The sequence below is a fragment of the uncultured Shimia sp. genome (assembly GCF_947493595.1).
GTDB lineage: Bacteria > Pseudomonadota > Alphaproteobacteria > Rhodobacterales > Rhodobacteraceae > Shimia.
In genome coordinates this window covers 38,129-59,112 of the sequence record NZ_CANLRL010000004.1, presented here as the reverse complement: position 1 = coordinate 59,112, position 20,984 = coordinate 38,129, and the positions used below count along the sequence as shown (strand labels likewise).

The 20,984-nt window shown below is 57.9% G+C and carries 25 protein-coding genes; 11 read left to right on the top strand and 14 right to left on the bottom strand.

What is annotated here, in order from left to right; genetic code table 11:
• Positions 1 to 44: 44 nt before the first annotated feature.
• Entirely contained in the window at positions 45 to 593 is a 549-nt protein-coding gene (locus Q0955_RS11720) for a hypothetical protein (protein ID WP_299424466.1), read from the bottom strand.
• Positions 594 to 604: 11 nt separating this feature from the next.
• Positions 605 to 1,735 (bottom strand): tRNA guanosine(34) transglycosylase Tgt, encoded by a 1,131-nt coding sequence (tgt, locus tag Q0955_RS11715; protein ID WP_299424464.1) that lies wholly within the window; start codon positions 1,733 to 1,735, stop codon positions 605 to 607.
• A 130-nt stretch (positions 1,736 to 1,865) separates the two neighbouring features.
• On the opposite strand from tgt, the gene Q0955_RS11710 reads away from it, so the two are divergent.
• The 6 genes from Q0955_RS11710 (at position 1,866) to Q0955_RS11685 (ending at position 5,457) form a co-directional block, all read left to right on the top strand.
• A complete protein-coding gene (locus tag Q0955_RS11710) occupies positions 1,866 to 2,750 on the top strand; it encodes an SPFH domain-containing protein (protein ID WP_299424463.1) in 885 nt (294 codons plus the stop codon).
• A 3-nt stretch (positions 2,751 to 2,753) separates the two neighbouring features.
• Positions 2,754 to 3,029 carry a hypothetical protein gene (locus Q0955_RS11705; RefSeq protein ID WP_299424461.1) on the top strand — a complete coding sequence of 92 codons (276 nt, stop codon included), beginning with the start codon at positions 2,754 to 2,756 and terminating at the stop codon, positions 3,027 to 3,029.
• 196 nt (positions 3,030 to 3,225) lie between these two features.
• On the top strand, positions 3,226 to 3,600 hold the full coding sequence (locus Q0955_RS11700; RefSeq protein ID WP_299424460.1) for an SUF system Fe-S cluster assembly protein: 375 nt from the start codon (positions 3,226 to 3,228) through the stop codon (positions 3,598 to 3,600).
• Positions 3,601 to 3,628: 28 nt separating this feature from the next.
• Entirely contained in the window at positions 3,629 to 4,027 is a 399-nt protein-coding gene (locus tag Q0955_RS11695; RefSeq protein ID WP_299424458.1) for an iron-sulfur cluster assembly accessory protein, read from the top strand.
• Positions 4,028 to 4,094: 67 nt separating this feature from the next.
• Positions 4,095 to 4,838 carry a triose-phosphate isomerase gene (gene tpiA / locus Q0955_RS11690; RefSeq protein WP_299424456.1) on the top strand — a complete coding sequence of 248 codons (744 nt, stop codon included), beginning with the start codon at positions 4,095 to 4,097 and terminating at the stop codon, positions 4,836 to 4,838.
• Positions 4,839 to 4,842: 4 nt separating this feature from the next.
• On the top strand, positions 4,843 to 5,457 hold the full coding sequence (locus Q0955_RS11685) for a class I SAM-dependent methyltransferase (protein ID WP_299424455.1): 615 nt from the start codon (positions 4,843 to 4,845) through the stop codon (positions 5,455 to 5,457).
• Positions 5,458 to 5,701: 244 nt separating this feature from the next.
• Here the strand turns inward: Q0955_RS11685 and Q0955_RS11680 are convergent, their stop codons facing one another.
• From Q0955_RS11680 to Q0955_RS11670, 3 genes are all read right to left on the bottom strand, one after another.
• A complete protein-coding gene (locus tag Q0955_RS11680) occupies positions 5,702 to 7,081 on the bottom strand; it encodes a TRAP transporter large permease (RefSeq protein WP_299424453.1) in 1,380 nt (459 codons plus the stop codon).
• Positions 7,081 to 7,746: a TRAP transporter small permease gene (locus tag Q0955_RS11675; protein ID WP_299424452.1), complete on the bottom strand. Its 666-nt coding sequence runs from the start codon at positions 7,744 to 7,746 to the stop codon at positions 7,081 to 7,083. The genes Q0955_RS11680 and Q0955_RS11675 overlap by 1 nt, the downstream gene beginning before the upstream one ends.
• A gap of 89 nt (positions 7,747 to 7,835) precedes the next feature.
• Positions 7,836 to 8,840, bottom strand: coding sequence for a DctP family TRAP transporter solute-binding subunit (locus Q0955_RS11670; RefSeq protein ID WP_299424450.1), 1,005 nt, complete (start codon positions 8,838 to 8,840; stop codon positions 7,836 to 7,838).
• 432 nt (positions 8,841 to 9,272) lie between these two features.
• Here Q0955_RS11670 and Q0955_RS11665 point away from each other — a divergent pair, with 432 nt between their 5' ends.
• The 4 genes from Q0955_RS11665 (at position 9,273) to Q0955_RS11650 (ending at position 13,422) form a co-directional block, all read left to right on the top strand.
• Entirely contained in the window at positions 9,273 to 10,370 is a 1,098-nt protein-coding gene (locus tag Q0955_RS11665) for a fatty acid desaturase (protein WP_299424449.1), read from the top strand.
• A gap of 60 nt (positions 10,371 to 10,430) precedes the next feature.
• The gene (pth, locus tag Q0955_RS11660) at positions 10,431 to 11,153 is read left to right on the top strand and encodes an aminoacyl-tRNA hydrolase (protein ID WP_299424447.1); all 723 of its coding nucleotides are present in this window, start codon (positions 10,431 to 10,433) and stop codon (positions 11,151 to 11,153) included.
• A gap of 5 nt (positions 11,154 to 11,158) precedes the next feature.
• Positions 11,159 to 12,187, top strand: coding sequence for a DUF2332 family protein (locus Q0955_RS11655; protein ID WP_299424446.1), 1,029 nt, complete (start codon positions 11,159 to 11,161; stop codon positions 12,185 to 12,187).
• Between the two features lie 71 nt (positions 12,188 to 12,258).
• Positions 12,259 to 13,422, top strand: a complete 1,164-nt coding sequence (locus Q0955_RS11650) for a serine hydrolase (protein WP_299424445.1) — start codon at positions 12,259 to 12,261, stop codon at positions 13,420 to 13,422.
• Between the two features lie 74 nt (positions 13,423 to 13,496).
• Here the strand turns inward: Q0955_RS11650 and Q0955_RS11645 are convergent, their stop codons facing one another.
• A complete protein-coding gene (locus Q0955_RS11645) occupies positions 13,497 to 14,861 on the bottom strand; it encodes an FAD-dependent oxidoreductase (protein ID WP_299424443.1) in 1,365 nt (454 codons plus the stop codon).
• A gap of 127 nt (positions 14,862 to 14,988) precedes the next feature.
• On the opposite strand from Q0955_RS11645, the gene Q0955_RS11640 reads away from it, so the two are divergent.
• Positions 14,989 to 15,372, top strand: a complete 384-nt coding sequence (locus tag Q0955_RS11640) for a DUF2237 domain-containing protein (protein WP_299424442.1) — start codon at positions 14,989 to 14,991, stop codon at positions 15,370 to 15,372.
• A 20-nt stretch (positions 15,373 to 15,392) separates the two neighbouring features.
• Here the strand turns inward: Q0955_RS11640 and Q0955_RS11635 are convergent, their stop codons facing one another.
• The 8 genes from Q0955_RS11635 to Q0955_RS11600 form a co-directional block, all read right to left on the bottom strand.
• Positions 15,393 to 15,884, bottom strand: coding sequence for a LuxR C-terminal-related transcriptional regulator (locus tag Q0955_RS11635; protein WP_299424440.1), 492 nt, complete (start codon positions 15,882 to 15,884; stop codon positions 15,393 to 15,395).
• Positions 15,885 to 15,923: 39 nt separating this feature from the next.
• Complete coding sequence (locus Q0955_RS11630) at positions 15,924 to 16,334, bottom strand: hypothetical protein (RefSeq protein WP_299424438.1); 411 nt, start codon at positions 16,332 to 16,334, stop codon at positions 15,924 to 15,926.
• Between the two features lie 158 nt (positions 16,335 to 16,492).
• Positions 16,493 to 16,885, bottom strand: a complete 393-nt coding sequence (locus Q0955_RS11625) for a PepSY domain-containing protein (RefSeq protein ID WP_299424437.1) — start codon at positions 16,883 to 16,885, stop codon at positions 16,493 to 16,495.
• 154 nt (positions 16,886 to 17,039) lie between these two features.
• Positions 17,040 to 17,339, bottom strand: a complete 300-nt coding sequence (locus Q0955_RS11620; protein ID WP_299424435.1) for a hypothetical protein — start codon at positions 17,337 to 17,339, stop codon at positions 17,040 to 17,042.
• Between the two features lie 162 nt (positions 17,340 to 17,501).
• Positions 17,502 to 18,755 (bottom strand): tryptophan synthase subunit beta, encoded by a 1,254-nt coding sequence (gene trpB / locus Q0955_RS11615; RefSeq protein WP_299424434.1) that lies wholly within the window; start codon positions 18,753 to 18,755, stop codon positions 17,502 to 17,504.
• A gap of 95 nt (positions 18,756 to 18,850) precedes the next feature.
• A complete protein-coding gene (locus Q0955_RS11610) occupies positions 18,851 to 19,690 on the bottom strand; it encodes a LysR family transcriptional regulator (protein ID WP_299424432.1) in 840 nt (279 codons plus the stop codon).
• 256 nt (positions 19,691 to 19,946) lie between these two features.
• Positions 19,947 to 20,591: a phosphoribosylanthranilate isomerase gene (locus Q0955_RS11605; protein ID WP_299424431.1), complete on the bottom strand. Its 645-nt coding sequence runs from the start codon at positions 20,589 to 20,591 to the stop codon at positions 19,947 to 19,949.
• 39 nt (positions 20,592 to 20,630) lie between these two features.
• Positions 20,631 to 20,981, bottom strand: a complete 351-nt coding sequence (locus Q0955_RS11600) for a LapA family protein (protein ID WP_299424429.1) — start codon at positions 20,979 to 20,981, stop codon at positions 20,631 to 20,633.
• Positions 20,982 to 20,984: the final 3 nt, after the last annotated feature.

Genomic DNA, 20,984 nt, shown 5'->3' with positions numbered 1-20,984 from the left:
TAGACTCCAGCTTCCCGCCATCCGATAGGACGCCCGTGCAGCCGTCACTCCGCAGGACGCAAGAGCACCGTTTCTGTCATGAAAAGCACCGTTTCGTCGCTTTTGAGGGTCAGCTCCGAAGTCTCTAGCACCCGATCGTCAAAGTACGGCACCAGAGTGATGGTGCCAAATACAGTGATACCATCATCAAACTCCGGCAGCGCGACCTGCAACTGTGGCAACCCCTCCGGGCCACATAGCGTGTCACTCAACAAATCTGCAAAATCCGTACGGACGGTTGTGTCCAGCACATCATCTATGCGGTCCACGTCATAAGGTTTTGGCTCTGCCCAGCGCAGCGCGACGTCTTCGCCCATGATGCTGTCCACAAAGCCGGAATAAAACCGACCATCGTTGTCAATCTCAGTGGCAAACATCCGCGCCGGCCGCACAAAGGAGGTCACATTGCCCTCCACAGATGTGCTGCCTTCGCGCACCCAACTGCCCGCGAGACGCTCATAGACCACCGCCGGATCACTGACCCCGCAAAACCCATCTGCCATCGCGGCAACGGGCGTCATAGCGACCACTGCCGCCATCAAAAACCGCTTCATCAGGACACTCCTCACAGCCGCTCAATATCGCCTTGCGCGCGCTGCGCGTGGAACTCTGTTTCCCAGACGTCAAAGGTTCCGGCTGCAATCGCATCGCGCATGCCCTGCATGATCTCTTGGAAGTAATGCAAGTTGTGCCATGTCAGCAGCATGCCGGAAATCATTTCATTGCTGCGGAACACATGGTGCAAATACGCACGTGAGTAATTTGAACAGGCCGGGCAGGAACAGTTTTCGTCCAATGGCCGCGGATCATCCGCGTGGCGCGCGTTTTTGATGTTCACCACGCCATACCGCGTGAACACCTGCCCCGTCCGGCCAGAGCGAGACGGCAACACACAGTCCATCATGTCGATGCCACGTTTCACCGCGCCAACAATGTCATCCGGCTTGCCAACGCCCATCAGGTAACGTGGCTTGTCCACCGGTAGCATATCCGGCGCATAGTCCAGACAGTCAAACATCTTCTCTTGGCCTTCGCCAACCGCGAGGCCACCCACAGCATAGCCATCAAAGCCAATCTCTTTTAACGCCTCGGCGCTCTCCTCACGGAAATCCTGCTCCAGTCCGCCCTGCTGAATGCCAAACAGCGCATGCCCCGGCCGATCTCCAAAGGCATCGCGCGACCGCTGCGCCCAGCGCATCGACAGCCGCATGCTCTCCGCAATCCGGTCCCGATCCGCAGGCAGCGCCGGGCACTCGTCAAAACACATGATAATGTCACTGCCCAACAGCTTCTGGATCTCCATCGAGCGTTCCGGCGTCAGCGAATGTTTGGATCCATCAATGTGGCTCTTAAATGTGACGCCTTTCTCGGTCAGCTTACGCAGTTCCGCGAGGCTCATCACCTGAAACCCGCCACTGTCTGTCAGAATGGGCCGGTCCCAGTTCATAAACTTGTGCAACCCGCCCAAACGATCAATCCGCTCTGCTGTAGGCCGCAACATCAGGTGGTAGGTGTTGCCCAGCAGAATGTCCGCCCCGGTCGCGCGCACGCTCTCTGGCATCATTGCTTTCACGGTGGCCGCCGTGCCCACCGGCATAAACGCAGGCGTGCGAATATCCCCCCGTGGTGTGTTGATCACCCCGGTGCGGGCTTTGCCATCTGTGGCATGCAGCGAAAACGAAAACTTTTCAGACATCTGAGACCTTCATCGGGGAGTTTGCGCAAAATTTCCCCCTCCTTACGCCGAACCATGTAACTTGTAAAACACGCCGATGTGACCATATTCCAACCCATAGATAACAAACACTTTCTGGGGAGAGAGCATAATGAACGAAGACCTGATCTTCTCGTTACTATCTGAAAACATCGTGATCCTGCTGGCCGCAGTGTTCCTGATTGTTGTGGTTCTGAAAGGTGTGCGCATCGTGCCACAATCGGAAAAACACGTTGTGGAACGCTTTGGCCGCCTGCACTCGGTGCTTGGGCCAGGCATCAACTTTGTGGTGCCGTTTCTGGACGTTGTACGCCACCAGATCTCCATTCTGGAGCGCCAGCTGCCCAACGCCACCCAAGACGCCATCACCAAAGACAACGTGCTGGTGCAAATCGACACCTCCGTCTTCTACCGCATTCTGGAGCCGGAAAAGACCGTGTACCGCATCCGTGACGTGGACGGCGCTATCTCTACCACCGTCGCAGGTATCGTGCGGGCAGAAATTGGTAAGATGGATCTCGACGAGGTCCAATCCAATCGCGCCAGCCTGATCAGTTCCATTCAGTCCAGCGTCGAAACGGCTGTGGACGACTGGGGCATCGAAGTGACCCGCGCCGAAATCCTCGACGTGAACCTCGATCAGGCCACCCGCGACGCCATGTTGCAGCAGCTGAACGCCGAACGTGCCCGTCGCGCTCAGGTGACAGAGGCCGAGGGCACAAAGCGCTCTGTAGAGCTTCAGGCGGACGCCGAACTCTATGCCGCAGAGCAAACCGCCAAGGCCCGCCGGATCAGCGCGGACGCCGAAGCCTACGCCACCGAAGTGGTTGCCAAAGCCATCAAGGAAAACGGCATTGAAGCGGCACAATACCAAGTGGCGCTGAAACAGGTTGAAGCGCTCAATGCGCTTGGCAACGGCGACGGCAAGCAAACCATCGTGCTGCCAGCCGCGGCGCTTGAGGCCTTTGGCGACGCCTTCAAACTGTTGAAAGGGTAAGCGATGACAGACCTTCTGACAATTTGGTGGGTCTGGCTCGCCGCCGCCTTGGTGCTGGCCATTCTCGAAGTACTGGCACCGGGCTTTATCTTCCTTGGCTTCGCCATTGGCGCGGCCTTGGTTGGGGTTGCCCTTCTCGGCCCGCTACAGCTCCTGTCGGTGCCAATGCTCCTGCTGGTGTTTGCTGCCCTCAGCCTCATGGCTTGGCTGGTGATGCGACGGGTTTTTGCTTTGCCAAAAAGCGAAGTCAAAACCTTCAATCACGATATCAACGATTGATTTTTGGCGGGGCCTTCGGGCCCCGCTGCTTTGTCAAGGACGCCAAAGTCACGCCTCACAGGCTCCTCATGGCACCTCCGCAAAACAGCCGCGATACCGACGCAATACTGATGCGCCAATTTCGCTCACCTCCCCCTCTGGACGCCGCTTGCAAGTTTTCCTATATGAAAAGCTCAGGTTTATGGCAGGACAGAATATGACACAGGCCCCCGATCCAACTTCCGATCCCGTCGAAGGCACGCCACTGATCGCGCCTTCCAGCGTGGATCATCCTTTGCACGAGCAACTCGTAGAGGCCTGTCGCAGTGTATATGACCCGGAAATTCCGGTGAATATCTACGACCTTGGCCTGATCTACACCATCGAGATTTCTGCGGAAAACGACGTAAATGTGATCATGACCCTGACCGCCCCGGGTTGCCCTGTGGCTGGCGAAATGCCAGGCTGGGTACAAGAGGCCATCGCCGGTGTTGGCGGCGTGCGCACCGTTGAGGTTGCGCTGGTTTGGCAGCCCCCGTGGGGCATGGAAATGATGAGCGACGAAGCCCGCCTTGAACTGGGCTTTATGTAATCTTTCAATAGGTTAGAAAGGAAAGTCGATGTTTGGCATTCCCGGAAAACAAGCCCTGACCATGACACCTGCGGCGATCAAACAGATCGCCCGGCTCATGGACAAAGAAGGCCACGCCGGTCTGCGTATTGGCGTGAAGAAAGGCGGATGCGCGGGCATGGAATACACCATGGACTACGTGACCGACCGTGATCCGCATGACGAAGTGGTCGAAAAAGACGGCGCTGTTGTGATGATCGCCCCAATGGCGCAGATGTTCTTGTTTGGCACCGAAATTGACTACGAAGTCTCGCTCCTGGAAAGCGGCTTCAAGTTCAACAATCCCAACGTGGCCGACGCCTGCGGCTGTGGCGAATCCATCAAATTCAAAGATATGGACGAACTTGCAGAGCAAGTTGCCGCGAACGGTGCGCCAAAATTAACCTGATGGCCTTGACCTAGGACGTCCGCCCCCGCATGACTTTGCCAAACAACATCTTTTGAAGGGGCACGTCATGCGACGCAAGCTGGCAGCAGGCAATTGGAAAATGAACGGCACCGCCGCAGCACTGGTGGAGCTTGAGGCGCTTGCCGCACTCGAAACCGCCGACACCACCGACATCCTGATCTGCCCCCCTGCCACCTTGATTTCCCGCGCCAAAGACGTGGCGGGCACTTTCGCCATCGGCGGTCAGGACTGCCACGCCAACACCAGCGGCGCCCATACTGGCGATGTCGCCGCCGACATGCTGAAAGACGCAGGCGCCTCCCACGTAATCCTCGGCCATTCTGAACGCCGAGAAGACCATGGCGAGCGCGACGAAGACGTACGCACCAAAGCCAAAACCGCCTGGGATGCTGGCCTTGTCACCGTGATCTGCGTGGGCGAAAGCCTGTCAGAGCGCGACGCCGACAACACACTAGACATCATCGGGGGACAATTGGCAGGCTCCATCCCAGACGGTGCCACCGGCGAAAACCTGGTGGTGGCCTATGAGCCGATCTGGGCCATTGGCACCGGTAAAGTCCCCACCATGAGCCAGATCGGCGAGGTACACGACTTCATGCGCATGCGCCTGGAGCGTCGTTTTGGCGAAGGTGTCGGCCGCACTGTGCCGCTACTCTACGGCGGCTCAGTGAAACCCAGTAACGCAGAAGAGATCTTCGCGGTTTCCAACGTCGACGGCGCGCTGGTCGGTGGCGCCAGCCTGAAGGCCAGCGACTTCGGTGCCATCATCACCGCGCTTGACGCAAGCTAACCCCATGGCCAAGGCGCCGCTCTCGTCCCTGTATGCCCAGTTTTCTCACCGCTGGCACAGCGACATCACGCGCCTTGGTTACCCCGCCGCCTATGATGACCTCATCGCGGCCCTTCCCCCCCTAAAAACTCATCCAACGGTTCTGGACGCGGGCTGTGGCACTGGCGCACTGGCGCAGGCTTGGCTCAAAACCAACCTGCCCCACAGCGCCCTGCACATGCTGGACAGTTCCGAAGACATGCTCTCGCAGGCCCGCGACAACCTCTCTCAAGTGCCCTACACGACCTTTCACCAAGACACCCTCGGCAGCACCGCCGTCCCCGAAAACAGCTGTGATCTACTGCTCTCTGCCCATGTGATCGAACATCTCGACACACCGCAAGACGGCCTACGTTGGTTTGCCAGCCGTCTGCGCAAAGGGGGACAAATCGCCTTATCGGTTAGCAAACCGCATTGGTGCACTGCCCTCGTGCGCTGGCGCTGGGGCCACAAAGCTTTCACACCCTCGGACGTGCACGCCATGCTAACCGCCACCGGTTTTACCAACATCCAAGCCGTGCCTTTTTCCAAAGGCCCTCCAAGCCGCACCAGCTGCGGCTACATTGCCACCCGCCTCTAAGTCCGCCGCCGTTTGAGGGGGGCGGGTCAAGGCGCGCGTATGCGCCCGCGCAGCGGCATGGCCTTGATGCGGCTTTCTCAAACCACACCCTGGACAGGGCGCGTTCAGGGCAGACCTGCCCCTAAACCGCTTCTCAGCAAAGTCTCTACTACACCCCACAAAAAGAAACGACGCCCCAAACAGGAGCGTCGCCTCTCATCTCATCTGAATAAGTGCGCGGAAGCGCTCCTCTTTGTCACCTACGCTATTTGGTGATGATCTCCGGTCCCATGAAAGTGTTCGGCAAATATGTCGAAATCCATGGGATGTAGGTCACCATAATCAGGAAGACAAAGAGCACTGCGAGGAATGGCAGAGCCGCCTTCACAACAGACATCATTGGCATGCCAGCCACACCGGAGGTCACAAACAGGTTGAGCCCCACCGGCGGCGTGATCATCCCGATTTCCATGTTCACCACCATGATGATGCCCAGGTGGATCGGATCAATGCCCAGCTCGATCGCAATCGGGAACACCAATGGTGCAACAATAACCAAGAGGCCCGATGGCTCCATGAACTGACCACCAATCAGCAGGATCACGTTCACCACGATCAGGAACATCACCGGACCAAAGCCCGCGTTGAGCATTGCGCCCGCGATCTGCTGCGGTACTTGCTGTTCGGTCAGAACATGCTTCAAGATCAACGCATTGGCGATCACAAACAGCAGTGTAATGGTCAGCTTACCCGCCTCAAACAACGTGTGTTTGGTGTCGCCATGCACAAACGCCGTGAGCAACGCATAAGGCTTCTTGAACAGAGAGACCTTTTGACCACCGTTGTTGTCCGCCGCCAATGGCCCCATGTCTTTGTAGACAAAACAGGCAATCAGGAAGGCGTAGACAGCCGCCACAGCTGCGGCCTCGGTTGGCGTAAACACACCGCCGTAGATGCCGCCCAGAATGATCACGATCAGGAACAAACCAAAACCGGCGTCACGTCCGGATTCGAAAATCTCCCCCCAGCCCAGCCAGTCACCTTTTGGCAGGTTTTTGACTTTCGCCATCACATAAATGGTGATCATCAGCATCAGACCAGCCATGAGACCCGGGATCACACCCGCAAGGAACATCCGGCCAACGGAGACTTCCACAGCCGCCGCATAGACCACCATTACGATGGACGGTGGGATCAGGATACCCAATGTGCCTGCGTTACAAATCACACCTGCGGCGAACTCCTTGGAGTAGCCCACCTGGCGCATGCCCGCTATCACAATGGAACCGATGGCCACAACCGTTGCCGGGGATGAACCGGACAGCGCCGCAAACATCATACAGGCAAACACACCCGCAATTGCCAGACCGCCGGGCAAGTGGCCCACACAAGCAATGGAAAAGCGGATGATCCGCCGCGCCACGCCACCGGTGGTCATGAAGCTCGAGGCCAGAATGAAGAATGGGATCGCCAACAGGGTGAAGTGACCTTCAAAGGCCTCAAACAACGTGCCTGCCACGGAGGCCAAAGTGGCATCCGAGAAAAACAGCAGGAACAGGATCGAGCTGAGACCAAGGGACACCGCAATCGGCACACCGATCAGCAAGAGGCCAATGACCATGGAGAATAGTAGAACAACTTCCATCAGTCGTGCTCCCCTTGAAGTGCACGCACTTCTTCAATTTCGTCTTCCACCTCATGGCTCGCCACCAGACGGTCTGTCTGACCGCGGAAGATCTGCATGGATGCCTGGATAAAGCGGTAAGTCAGCAGCAGCATGCCAATGGGCAGCACGATATACGGCACCACTTTGGGCAGCTTCTCATACTCATCGCCATAGTTGATCAGGTCCTCAAGGAACTGGAACATGCCAACCATCGGCACATCCTGCACCTCATAAAAGGACTGGCTGCGGAACTTCTCGGCAAAACCGGTTGGGAACCAGCGGCCCGAGGTTGGTGGCAGATCAGCAAAAACCGCCCAGTAGTCATAGGCGCCTTTCAGCATCAGTACCGCATAAGCCAGACAGGCGGCTGCGGCGATAAGGCCAATGATGCGCGCCACGGCCGGGCTGACCATATTGATGATCACATCCACGCCCAGATGCGCATGTTTTTTGACCGCATAAGAGGCGCCCAGAAGCACCAGCCAGGCGAACAGGAAAACGGTCGCTTCCAGGGCCCATAGAATGTTGGAGTTAAAACCGAACCGGGCAATCACATTGGCAAAGGTAATCAATGTCATCATGCCCAGAAAAAACGCGATCAGCGTTTCTTCAATCCGGTCCACAAAGGTATGCTTGGTTTGCATTGTCCCGCGTCCCGTGAGTGTTTTTGTTTGCAAAACGGGCGGGCCATTTGCGGCCCGCCCGCTCTGTGTTTTCAAGTTAAGTCAAAGACTTACATAGAGGCGTTGATCGCCTGTGCCGCGTCGATGTTTTCCTGTCCAACGTCGTCAGAGAATTTCTCCCAAACCGGCTTCATGGTGTTCACCCACTCTTCACGCTGTGCCGCGTCCAAAGACCGGATGGTGCCACCTGCGTCGATGATGGACTGTTTTGCAGCCTGGTTCACCGCATAGGATTCTGCGTTCCGTGTGGCGGTCACTTCGTTGAAGATCGTCAGGAACTCTTCACGTACGTCCGCTGGCAGGCTGTCGAGCCAGTCCACGGAAGCCACAACCAGATAATCCAGAATGCCGTGGTTGGTTTCGGTCACACCGTCCTGCACCTCGAAGAACTTCTTGCCGTAGATGTTGGACCAGGTGTTTTCCTGACCGTCCACAACGCCCTGCTGCAGCGCGCCGTATACTTCGGAGAAGGCCATCTTCTGGGGGGAACCACCCATGGCTTCCATTTGTGCAACCAGCACGTCAGAGGATTGTACGCGGAACTTCAGACCGTTTGCATCGGATGGAACGTTCAGCGGCACGTTTGCAGACATCTGCTTCATGCCGTTGTGCCAGTAACCCAGACCCTGCAGGCCACGGCGCTGCATGCTGTCCAGCATGTCCTGACCGTTTTCAGACGCCTGGAATGCATCCACGGCTGCCACGTCTTTGAACATGAAGGGCAGGTCAAACAGGCGGAACTGCTTGGTGAACTTTTCAAACTTGGACAGCGAAGGTGCGGCCAGTTGAACGTCGCCCTGCAGCATCGCTTCCAGAACTTTGTTGTCGTTGTAAAGCGTGGAGTTCGGGAAAACCTCCATGCACATCTTGCCGTTCATCTCTTCGTTCACGCGCTTTTCCAAGAGCGACGCCGCAATCCCTTTTGGGTGCTTGTCGGTGTTGGTCACGTGGCTGAACTTCACAACAATCTCGCCGTCGTCACAGGCGGCAGAGGCAAAGCTCGCACCGGTCACAGTCAGCGCCAGCGCGGTGGCGGCAGTTGTCAAAAATTTCATATCGGTTTCCTCCCAGAATTTGTCCGATGTCCTCCTCACGCCTCTAAAGCGTGCGATGACAAAACTGTGACTGTCGGCGAAAGCCCGCTCAACAGTTTCTTTTTCCTTGCACCCATCTCTCCGTTATTTTGTGTCTTTGCAAATGGTTATACCGGAAACTTGGTAGGCTTCCGGGAGCAGCAAACCGCCCCCCGTGCGATTTCCCGCACAGTGCATTTCAGACTTGTGCGGAAACCCGCACAGCGACTCTCTAGGCGTTGGATCAGGCAAATGGGGGCGCGAGGCCCAGCCTCGCGCCTGAGGGGCGCTGCCCCTGGCGCATTGGTCATACGCCCAACCCGGGATATTTGAGGCCAAATGAAGCCCTGTCATTGACCCCACCTCTGCGTCACGTCAGGGTGGGGCCATCGATTTGAAGCTGTTTTATTTGTGATGACCAACCAAGCCCAACCAACGCGCCCCAAAGGCATCTCGCCCCAATCCCGTCGCCACAACGAGATGCGCAAAGAGGCGCTGGCGGCGCATCCGGAACTCGCGGCGCTTTCCGGCACGCAGCCACTCACCGCATTGTCCTTGCCTGTTTTGCTAGCTGTGCATTGGTGCATCGCCTGGTTGGTATCCGGTCAACCGATTTGGGTGATAGGCCTCACCGCCTTTCTGATTGGGCAGTTGGTTTACCACTCCGCCGCCAGCCTCATTCACGAAACCTGCCATAAGCTGGTGTTTCGCGACCCTGCGCCCAAGCTCGCCTTTGATCTCGGCTTGGAGTTCATCCTGACCTCCTACGGCAAACAGCTCACCTACCAACACCAGCACGTCACCAGCCACCATCCCTTTGTCGGCGACTACGACAACGATTATGAGCACGAAGACCTCTGCGCCCTGCAAGCCCGCTTTGCCATTGGCCGCACCCATCCTGTGCTGCAAAAGCTGCTCACCGCGCTGACACTGGTCCTGCACGCCCTGCCGCTTGGCTCCATCTTCATCGCAGACAAAATCCTGCCACCGCTCTACACCAAAGCCTCAGGTCGCCCCGTGCGCGACCCACAGCCGCGCTTCACCGGCACCTCCGCCACATCCGCCGACATGCGCCCCTACATCGTGGTCTCCGCGCTCTCCAACATCACAATGCTGGTATTGCTGGGTCCGTGGGCCCTGCTCTACCACCTCTGGTCGCTCTCCTTCTTCCTTGGCAAACTGGGTATCACCAACCTCGGCCAATCGCTCACCGAACATCCCGGCGATGATGATGTGAACCCAACCCGCTCCACCTACGGCCCCATCAACCGGCTGCTGTTCAACACCGGCTATCACAACGAACACCATTCCTTTCCCAACGTGCCCTGGACCCGCCTGCCGACCCTGCACCGCACGGCGCCGGAAGTGTTTCATGCTAAGGCAGAGCGCAGTTACCTTGGCGCCTGGTGGGATCACGTGCGTCAGGATTTCACCGCCTCGCGCAAACTCAAGCTGCACGACGACGACCACCTCGCCCGCTGCCAAAGCGATAAGACCACCCCAGCCGAGTGATTTGCCTCTCCCCGGCGGCAAAGCTATATTGCGCCGCAGAAACTTACGCGAGCAGACCTCATGAAACTCTTTGTTGGCCTTGGCAATCCGGGCTCCAAATATGCGCAGAACCGACACAACATCGGCTTTATGGCGATGGATCAGATCGCCTCTGATCATGGTTTTGCGCCTTTCAAAGGCAAATTTCAGGGCGCGCTGACCGAGGGCCGTTTGGGGCGCGAAAAAGTGCTCTTGCTGAAGCCAGAAACCTTCATGAACCTCTCCGGTCAATCCGTCGGTGAGGCCATGCGGTTTTACAAAATCGCACCGGAGGACGTGGTGGTGTTCCACGACGAACTTGATCTCAAACCTGGCAAGCTAAAGTACAAAATGGGCGGTGGTCATGCCGGCCACAACGGATTGCGTTCGATCCATCAGCACATTGGTGAGGCCTACGGTCGTGTGCGCATGGGCGTTGGTCATCCTGGCCGCAAAGACCTGGTCAGCCACTATGTGCTGCATGATTTTCACAAGATGGATCAGGATTGGCTCGACGACATGCTGCGCGGCATTTCCGACGGCGCGGCCCATTTGGCGGAGGGTGACACCGCCAAGTTTTCCAATGCAGTTGCCATGCGCCTCAACCCGCCGCGCCCTTCCACCGGTAAGGCCAATCCAAACGCCAAAGCCAATACCAAGCCAGAGACTAGAACTGAGACTCCAAAACCAGAGCCAGTCCCAACACCAGCCCCCACCGAGGACAGCCGTAGCCCCCTGCAAAAACTCATGGACAAATTCTCTTGAGAGCGATGCAGGCTGCATTTTTGTCGCAGGCCGAGAGCTGCGAGGCGCTCGACAGCCTGCTTATGGGCCGCCTGCTACGTCTGCTTGCAGACCATTGGCCAGAGGATACAGCCCTCGCCGCCAAATGCGCCACGTTTGAGGGGGACATCAGCCCCAAAGGCCATAGCCTACCGCTGCGCATCGCAGGCGGTTTGCATGCGCTGGTTCTGCAAGGCAAAGACGCAGGCCTCACCGCCGTCTACCCGCCCAACAAAAGCGATGACCGTGACCTGCAAAACGCTGTCCTGATTGCACTGCGCACCCACGACGCTTTTCTAACCGACTGGATCACCCACGCGCCGCAAACCAACGAAGTGCGCCGCTCCGCTGTGCTGATCGCCACAGCGCATCTTTTGGCAGATCGCTTTGGCCTGCCCATCAAGCTATCCGAACTGGGTGCCTCCGCTGGTCTGAACCTGATGTTTGATCAGTTTCATCTCGATATCGGTGAAGGTTACGGTCCGCAAAGCACAGTCGCCCTATCCCCCCAATGGACCGGCCCGCTCCCGCCCACGGCAAACGCAACCATCTCAAACCGCCGCGGCGTGGACCTCAACCCACTCAACAGCGCGAACCCCGAGGACGCCCTGCGCCTGCAAAGCTATCTCTGGGCCGATCAGGAAGAACGCTTACACCGCACCCAAGCGGCGATTGCGCTCAACACCGCCGAACTTGACCAAGACGACGCCATCTCTTGGCTGGACCATCGCCTGTCCGCGCCGAACGCCAACGAATTGCACATGGTCTACTCCACCGTGGCCTGGCAATACTTCCCGGAAGAGCGCCAAAGCCACGGCACGTCCTTGATGGAGGCCGCCGGTGCGCAGGCTACCGAGACCGCGCCTCTCGCGTGGCTGACTTATGAAGCGGACGACATCCCCCACGGCGCCGCGCTCACATTGCGCCTCTGGCCAGGCAACCACACAATCCCTCTGGGCCGCGCCGACTTCCACGGCCGCTGGGTGGAATGGCAAGCACCCGCCAAACTCCCCTAACGTCACCGTTGCTGCCCACCATCTCTTAATGCTCAACTCCGTCCAACAAAATTAGGGAGGGGACCCCACACATGCGCACCTTTGGTAAATGGCTTGGCCGCATTCTTCTGATGCTGATCCTGGCCGCGCTGACCGTCTATGCACTCAAACGCGAAGAAATCACCCGCCTGCTGGCAGTGAACTCGCTGTTCTCCGAGGAGAAGATTGTCTCCAACTTCTCCAACATGGACACGCTCTTCCTCTCAGCCGGGATTGCCAAGGGCGACGCAGCGGTTAGCCCCCTGCCCAACGGCGCCGACATGACCATGCCAGCCAGCTTTGACAGCTGGACCAAAGACCGCGCCGTGACCGGTATGGTGGTACTCAAAGACGGCCAAAAGGTGCACGAAAGCTACTATCAGGACACCGCCCCCGAAGACCTGCGGATCAGCTGGTCGGTGGCCAAATCATACCTGTCGTCCTTGATGGGTATCGTGGTGAACGAAGGCCTGATCGACATCAACGAACAGGTCACCACCTACGCCCCACTTTTGAAAGGCACCGCCTATGACGGCGCCACCGTGTTGAACGTGTTGCAGATGTCCTCCGGCGTGACCTTTGACGAGGACTACCTGGATTTCAACAGCGATATCAACCGCATGGGCCGCGTTCTTGCCATGGGCGGCACCATAGACGGCTTTGCTGCGGGCCTCACTGAGACCTTCGTGGAGCCCGGCAAACAATTCCAATACGTCTCCATCGACACCCATGTGTTGGGCATGGTCATCCGGGGCGCGACCGGCCGTTCCATCCCTGATCTTCTGTCTGAAAAAATCATCTCCAAACTCGGCTATGAACAAGAGCCCTACTATGTCACCGACGGCGAAGGCGTGGCCTTTGTGCTCGGCGGCCTCAACATCCGCACCCGCGACTACGCCCGCTTTGGTCAGATGATCCTACAGAACGGCGAATACAACGGCGCCCAAGTGGTCCCCGCAGACTGGCTCGCCGCCGCCACCGTGCCCAGCGCCAACACCAAAGAGGGCAAATTGCACTATGGCTACCAATGGTGGATGCCCAAAGACCCGCGCGACGGCGAATTCTTCGGTATCGGCGTCTACGGCCAATACATCTACATCAACCGCCCCCATGGCGTGGTGATTGCGGTGAACTCCGCCGACCGGAAATTCAAGGAAAGCGGCGTGACAGATGGCAACATCGCACTGTTCCGCGAAATTGCACAAACTGCCCCCTAGGTGCTGACCAATGCGGGGGCTGCCAGCCCCCGTTTCCAGACCACTTCTGGCTGGTTGCCCCGCTGCCCGTGTTCTTAGTGCACCCGCGCGCCCTGCCGAACCAGTTCCGCCTGAATATCCGTAATGTTGAGGTCATCAAGCGCTCGTCCTTGCTGCACGCTCAACGCCGCCGCCACACCAGCGCCCTGACCGATCACCGCACAGCACGCCATATTGCGCGTCGCCGCATGGGCCACCTTATGCCCCGCCGTGGCACGTCCTGACACCAGCAGGTTCTTCACACCTTGCGGCAACAGATTGCGATAAGGCACCTCAAAATAACGCCCCGTGGTGGGCAGGATCAGAATGCCGTAGCCATCGATAAACTCCGGGAAAATCCCGATGCTGTCCTCAAACCGCCCCTGCTCGCGCACATCCAATTCGGTCATGCTGTAGACCGTGTCCACCTTGCGCGTATCGCGAATGCCCAGGCTCATGCCAAAGTTCCGCAACCGCGCATTCTCACAGCCCGGCATGAACCGTTTGAGCGCCTCAATCGCCAGCATCGCCTGCTTACGCCCTTCAATCTCGCCCGCCGTCAGACTGTCCGGATCGGTGCCGTCAATTCCCGCCAGATGCACGAGGTTCATATAGGTCAGCTCACCGCTGTCATGCATCGCGCCCCAGGTGCCGGCAATCGTATTCAGGTGCGGCGGGATCAACCCGGCCTTGATGGCCTGCGCAAACGGCTTGTGCAGGAACGGCGAGAACATCTCATCTTCTTTGCCCGAGGTCTCAATGTTCCACTCTCCGCCGCCGCCCCAATCGGCGTAGGTCTGTGGATCGGCCTTAATCCCTTCCATGAAGGCTGTCTTGTCCACTCCGGCAAGATGAAACATCACCGAGGCCGCCATCAGGTCTTCACGCGGCGCCATCCGACACGGTGCCCCAGCCCGATGGGCAATGTCTGCATCGCCGGTGGCATCTATCACCACCTTCGCCATTATCGCTTCGCGTCCCGCTTTGGACTCGGTGATGATGCCTTTGATCTCGTCGCCTTCCATGATCGGCGCCACAAAAGCCCGGTGCAACATCGGATGAATCCCTGCGATTTCGACCATCCGATCCGCCACCAGTTTGAAGCCTTCACTGTCAATCTCATAGCTCAGCGACTGGCTCTCCGGTACCGCCGCGCCCGCTTCCTTGGCGGCGTCCTCAAACTCCTTGGGAATGCCCATGCTCTCCACGGTATGCTCATGGCGATACCAATGCATGCCTTCCACACCCACCACGGTGATATTGCCGCCAAAACAGCCAAACCGCTCCACCAGCGTGACCTCCACGCCCGCCCGCGCGGCTGCGAGCGCCGCCGACAGCCCACCGGGGCCGGAGCCAACAACCAACACCTCAGTTTCATGGATCACATCAATCTGGCGGGCGGGTTCAAGAATCTGTTTCATAAAGGTCATGCTTCGCCACGCACGCCATGCCCGTCAATCAAAACTTGAATGATCATTTAAGTTATTCCGCGCTGCCATCGCCGGATGAGCGTTGCCTGCCGCCCGCCCCCTGTGCCAAGGTCTCGGCATGGTAGAAAAAGATGCTTCCGTAAACGTGCTCGGCGAAACACTCGCTGCCTGCTCCACTGATCCCCTGACCGGTTTCTTCCGCGACGGCGCCTGCAATACCTGCGCCGAGGATCAAGGCAGCCACACTGTCTGCGCCGTCATGACTGCGGAGTTTCTCGCCTTTTCCAAATATGTCGGCAACGATCTCTCCACCCCACGGCCAAACTTCAATTTTGCAGGCCTAAAACCGGGCGATTCCTGGTGCCTCTGCGCCGCGCGCTTCTTACAAGCCCACGACGAAGGCTGCGCCCCCAAGGTCAACCTCGCAGCCACCCATATGCGCGCGTTGGACATTGTGCCATTGCGGGTCTTGCAAGAACATGACGCCCGCCAACCGGGATGAGCCACGCGCTGCTCACGCGCTTAGATGTCAGTCTCTTCCGCCAACAAATCTTCCAGAAACAAACTCAGCAGCTGGGCCCGCCCGCTCACACCGGCTTTGCGGTAAATGGCATTGCTTTGCGCCTTAACTGTGCCTTCCGACGTATTTCTCAGACCGGCGATTTCTTGAATAGACATGCCTTTGATGGTGAACAGCGCCACATCCCGCTCCGCCGGGGTCAGCGCCCAAGCCACAAATGTCGCCTCCAAATGCTCACGAAACGCACTTTGTACCCCCCGCAGGCTGGCCTCCGCGTCTTTTCGGGCCCGCACCGCCTGTTGCAGCGCAACCCCACCTAGGATCACCCCCAGCACAAGACCGACAACTGCGCCAAGCTCCAAAAGCTCGCGGATGTGCCAACTGATAGGCGCCGTGCGGGCACCGATCACCGTGAGCACAATCTCCGTGACAAAGAACAAGGCACAGAGGCCCTGCAGCACAAAAAGGCCAATCAAAACCCAGCGACGGTTCACGAAGTCACCTCCGCTGTAAACTGACAACAGGCGATCGCTCTAATCATCATCATTGTCATCATTATCGTCATCCGCGTCGTCGTTATCGTCATCCGCGTCGTCTTCGTCGTCGTCGATGTCGTCCTCGAGGTCGTCGCTTTTCACACCGCTGCTGGTCCGCTCCGATTTCTCGCTATCCGCCGAGCCGCCCAGCACCTTGTGCTCATCATCTTCTTCCCAATAGTCGCGCAGAATCTCCCCTGTGCGCGGATTAACGATGATCTCACGCTCCATGCCGTTTTTCTCAGCTTCGATACGTGCACGGCCCAGAAAGGTCCGGCCAATTTCAATGTCGTGATAGCCCTGCTCCGCCAAGTGACGCGCAATGGCTTCCACCCGTGTCTCGGCTTGTGCTGTGCCTGAAAGTGCAGCGACCAGCGTCAGGCCCAAGGCAAGTGCTTTTGGTGTCATGTAACTTATCCGCAAAATGGTCGACGCGTGGGACAACGCGCCGACCGGCTGAAGAAACTTCGATCCCATACCGTTTACCGGAACCGTGAGTGGATGGCAAAAATTGGGACCAGATCAGAGGCTGGCAGACCTCAAGCCTTCAGCTTTCCTACGCCTTCTCAGTCGTCATCTTCGTCTTCGCCATCATCATCGTCGTCATCTTCGTCTTCGTCTTCGTCATCATCGTCGGCATCGGAGCCATCATCGTCGGCATCGTCATCGTCCTCATCCTCGTCGCCGCCCTGGTCATCATCATTGTCATCATCGTTGTCATCATCTTCTTCGACCTGCTGAGACAAAACCTCCTCCGAAGCGGCGAGATACACGGTTTCAACCTCCATCCCGTCTTTCTTGCCTTCGACCTTAAGTTTGCCATCGACCAATTCGATCTCGATGTCGCTGTAACCATCCGCAATCATGGCCGCTTCGACGCGTTGTGCAAAAGTCTCCGCGTGCACCTGAACCCCCAGCCCCAATGCAATCACGCTGGATGTCAAAAGAATGCGTTTCATGGGTCTCTCTCCTCGATGTTGAGTGGAAGCGCCGTCAGTGGCGCTGTGCCCTCAACCTGTGATGAGATCGGCCCGCGCTCTATTGACCACGGGTTTATTGAACGCGCCATTGACCAAGGGTTTAGAAGCATAAACCTTGGTTTAGGCCCTTACATTAGAGCACAAAGCGGCGCTTCGGTACGGAGTGCCCGGCGTTCCGCCCGCCACCAAAGGACGACGTGGGCATTGAAAGGTATTGTGTGCGCGGCGCTTTGCCGGTTGCACTGGCCACCACCTTCAACTGGCACTCGGTCAGGATATACTCAATGTCCTGATAGCCCTGCTGGCGCATTGACGTAACAACACGCTCTGCGAGTTGTTTGGCCCGCTGCATAGGAGTGGCGGTTTCACGGGACGAGGACGCGGTATCTGTAAGGGCTTTCATTGGGTATTCCTCCGAAAATTTGGGTGGCATGTACGGCGCCTGTCCGCATGTGCCTTACATCCAAATTTACGCCATCTCTCCTGCGTGGCGGTGCCGCAAAAGCCTAGTCTTATACCCTTTGGTATAAAGCGCTGACCCAAAGAAAAAGGCGCCCCACAGGGACGCCTAGAATGTTTCGATGCGCCTAACGGATCAATCCGCGCTGCGGCCTTCGGTGTCAGACATGTCAAAGCCCAGATGACGCGCAACGGTCTGCACGTCCTTGTCGCCACGGCCACACATGTTCATTACCAAAATGTGGTCCTTCGGCAAAGTCGGCGCAATCTTCATCACATGCGCCAGCGCATGGCTTGGCTCCAGCGCCGGAATGATGCCTTCCATCGAGCAGGAGAACTGGAACGCCTCAAGCGCCTCTTTGTCGGTGATCGACACATATTGCGCGCGGCCAATGTCGTTCAGCCAGCTGTGCTCCGGCCCAATGCCCGGATAATCCAGACCGGCGGAAATGGAATAGCCCTCAAGGATCTGACCATCATCATCCTGCAACAGATACGTGCGATTGCCATGCAGCACACCAGGACGGCCACCGGACAAAGACGCGCAATGCTCCATCTTGTCGTTCACACCGCGACCACCGGCCTCAACACCAATGATGTTGACGGACTTTTCGTCGAGGAACGGGTAGAACAGACCAATCGCGTTGGACCCACCACCAATTGCCGCAATCACTGTATCCGGCAGACGGCCCTCGCCTTCCTGCTCTTCCAGCTGCCAACGTACCTCTTTGCCGATGATCGACTGGAAATCGCGCACCATGGCTGGATATGGGTGCGGACCAGCCGCCGTACCGATGCAATAGAACGTGTCACGCACGTTGGTCACCCAATCGCGCAGCGCATCGTTCATCGCGTCCTTTAGCGTGCCACGACCGGATGTCACCGGCACCACTTCTGCCCCCAGCAAACGCATCCGGAACACGTTTGGCGCCTGACGCTGCACATCATGCGCGCCCATATAGACCACACATTTGAGGCCAAATTTCGCACAGACCGTAGCCGTTGCCACACCGTGCTGTCCCGCGCCGGTTTCAGCAATGATCCGGGTCTTGCCCATACGACGTGCAAGAATGATCTGACCAAGCACGTTGTTCACTTTGTGCGCGCCGGTGTGGTTCAACTCGTCCCGCTTCAGGTAGATCTTCGCACCGCCCAGCTCTTCGGTCATACGAGAGGCATGGTACAGCGGGCTTGGACGGCCCACATAGTTCTTCCACAAATCGTCCATTTCCGCCCAAAAGGTCGGATCATCTTTGGCCTTTTCATATTCCGCTTCCAGATCAAGGATCAGCGGCATCAGCGTTTCGCTCACAAAGCGGCCGCCAAAATCGCCAAACCGGCCATTTTCATCGGGACCAGTCATAAAGCTGTTGAAAAGATCGTTAGACATTTGCGTCTCTCCCTTGCGTCGCAGTTACCTAAAACGCCGCATGTGGGATGCGCAAGCGCAAAGCGCGGCTGGCGTGTGCGGCGAGCATTCTGTGACTACGCTGGCACGCGTGACTTGGATGTCAAAAGCGTCGCCACCGCTTCCAAAGCTGCGCGAATGGGCGGATCATGTCGTGCCTCATGGTGGCACACCAGCCACTCATCATGGCTGAGTTCAGGAATAACCGGCGCAACCTGCTTCAACCCCGGTAGGCCACTTGCCACAAAGGTCGGCATCACCACCCGCCCGACACCAGCCACGGCCAAATCCACCAGTGTGCCTTCCTCGCAGGCGGTTGTGATGATTTCGCCCCCATGGTTGCCCCGCACCCAACGCACCGATGGCGTCAGCGGCCCATCCGCACTGAGCGCCACAAAACCTTCCACATCGTCTGAGGCGGCATACACCGCAAACTCCACTTTGGATGTGCGCCGCCCCGCCAACCACGGCTGATCCGGCCTGCGACTGCGTATCCCGATGTCCGCGTCCCGACGCGCGATATCCAGCATCCGTGTGCTTTCGACAAATTCCAACCGCCACGGGTCGTCCATATTCCAAACCTGCCCCAAACGCCGCGCCAGATAAGACGCCGTCCAAGCGCCAGCAGTCACCCTTACCCGCACAGCATCCGGTTGCCCCAGGCTGCGCGTCAGCCGCGCCTGAAGTTCTTTAAGGTCTTGCAACTGCTCCAAAACCGCGCGCCCCTCCGCGGTCAAGGCATAGCCGCGCGGTCCCCGTTCAAACAATTTGCGCCCCAGTTGCCGCTCTAAGGCCGTCATCTTGCGGCTGATTGTCGGCACAGTGGCTCCGGTCCGGCGCGCCGCCCCCGCCAAGCCACCTTCTCGGGCCACGTCCACAAACAGACTCAGATCATCCAGCGACGGCGATTGTTCCATTTTTGAAATCAAACTCTCATTTAGGCACTCTAATAATGGAAGCTCAAAATCGGCAGAGTGGTCAAGCCCAAACACAACATGAGGCTTTCCGATGAATTTCTATCTCCTCCCTAGCCGACCCACTGAGCCACAGCCTAAGTCCAGCTACGCCAAAGAACGCGAGATCTTCCTCGCCAAGGCCCAGGCACTAAAAAAGCGCCGGCAACTGCGGCGCTTTGCAATGCTTAGACTGTGGCTGCGCGATCCGCGCCGCGCGTCACAGCGCGTTCTCAACCGCTTTCATAAAGGCACGGATCATACCAATGTCCTTCACCCCCGGCGCGCTTTCGACACCTGAGGACAGGTCCAATTGACGTGCGCCGGTCATCTTGACCGCCTCGGCGACGTTGTCAGCAGTCAAACCACCGGCCAACATCCAGGGACGTGGCCAATACTTACGGTTCACCAAACGCCAATCAAATGACAGCCCATTGCCGCCCGGCAGCTCCGCAGTCTTTGGAGGCTTGGCATCCACCAACAGCTGATCCGCCACCGCACCGTAGGTATCAATCTTGGCCACATCCTCAGCATCGGCAATGCCAATCGCCTTCATCACCGGCAATCCAAAGCGCGTCCGCACCTCAGCAACCCGCTCCGGGCTTTCACTGCCATGCAGCTGTAACATGTCTAAAGGAACGGCCTCGACCAGCTTGTCCAGAAACGCATCATCCGCATTCACAGTGAGTGCGACCTTGGCGACCCCCACGGGAGCTTCAACCGCCAAATCCCGCGCCTGCGTGATGCCAACGTTGCGCGGCGACTTCTCAAAAAAGACAAACCCCACATAAGCCGCGCCAGCTTCCGCCGCCGCAGCCACATGCGCAGGCTCTTTTAGCCCGCATATCTTGACCCGAATATCCATGAGGGAGATCTACCTGACCCATCGGCCAAAGCAAAGCGCTCAGCTGGCTTCATCCAAAAGCGTCAGCACCTCGTCTTTCTTCTCCGCCTCGCGGCCCTTCAGACGACGCACCTCGCGCTGCGTTTTGTGCAGCTCTTTCTGCGCCTTGGTCTTGTCCGCACGGTGACGGTGCTCGCGCATCCATTCCCAGACAAACCCAACAACCAGGCCCACCACAATGGCACCAAAGATCACCGCAAAAAGCGGAACGTCAACCGCGTGATTGATCCCGAACCACTCCTCTGCCACCGCTGGCAACAAAGTCAAAGTGACCAAATCGCGGTTTGCCAAAGCAACCGCGATCAACACGACAGCCAAACTGCCGAGAAATGCATAGCGAATGTAGCGCATAGC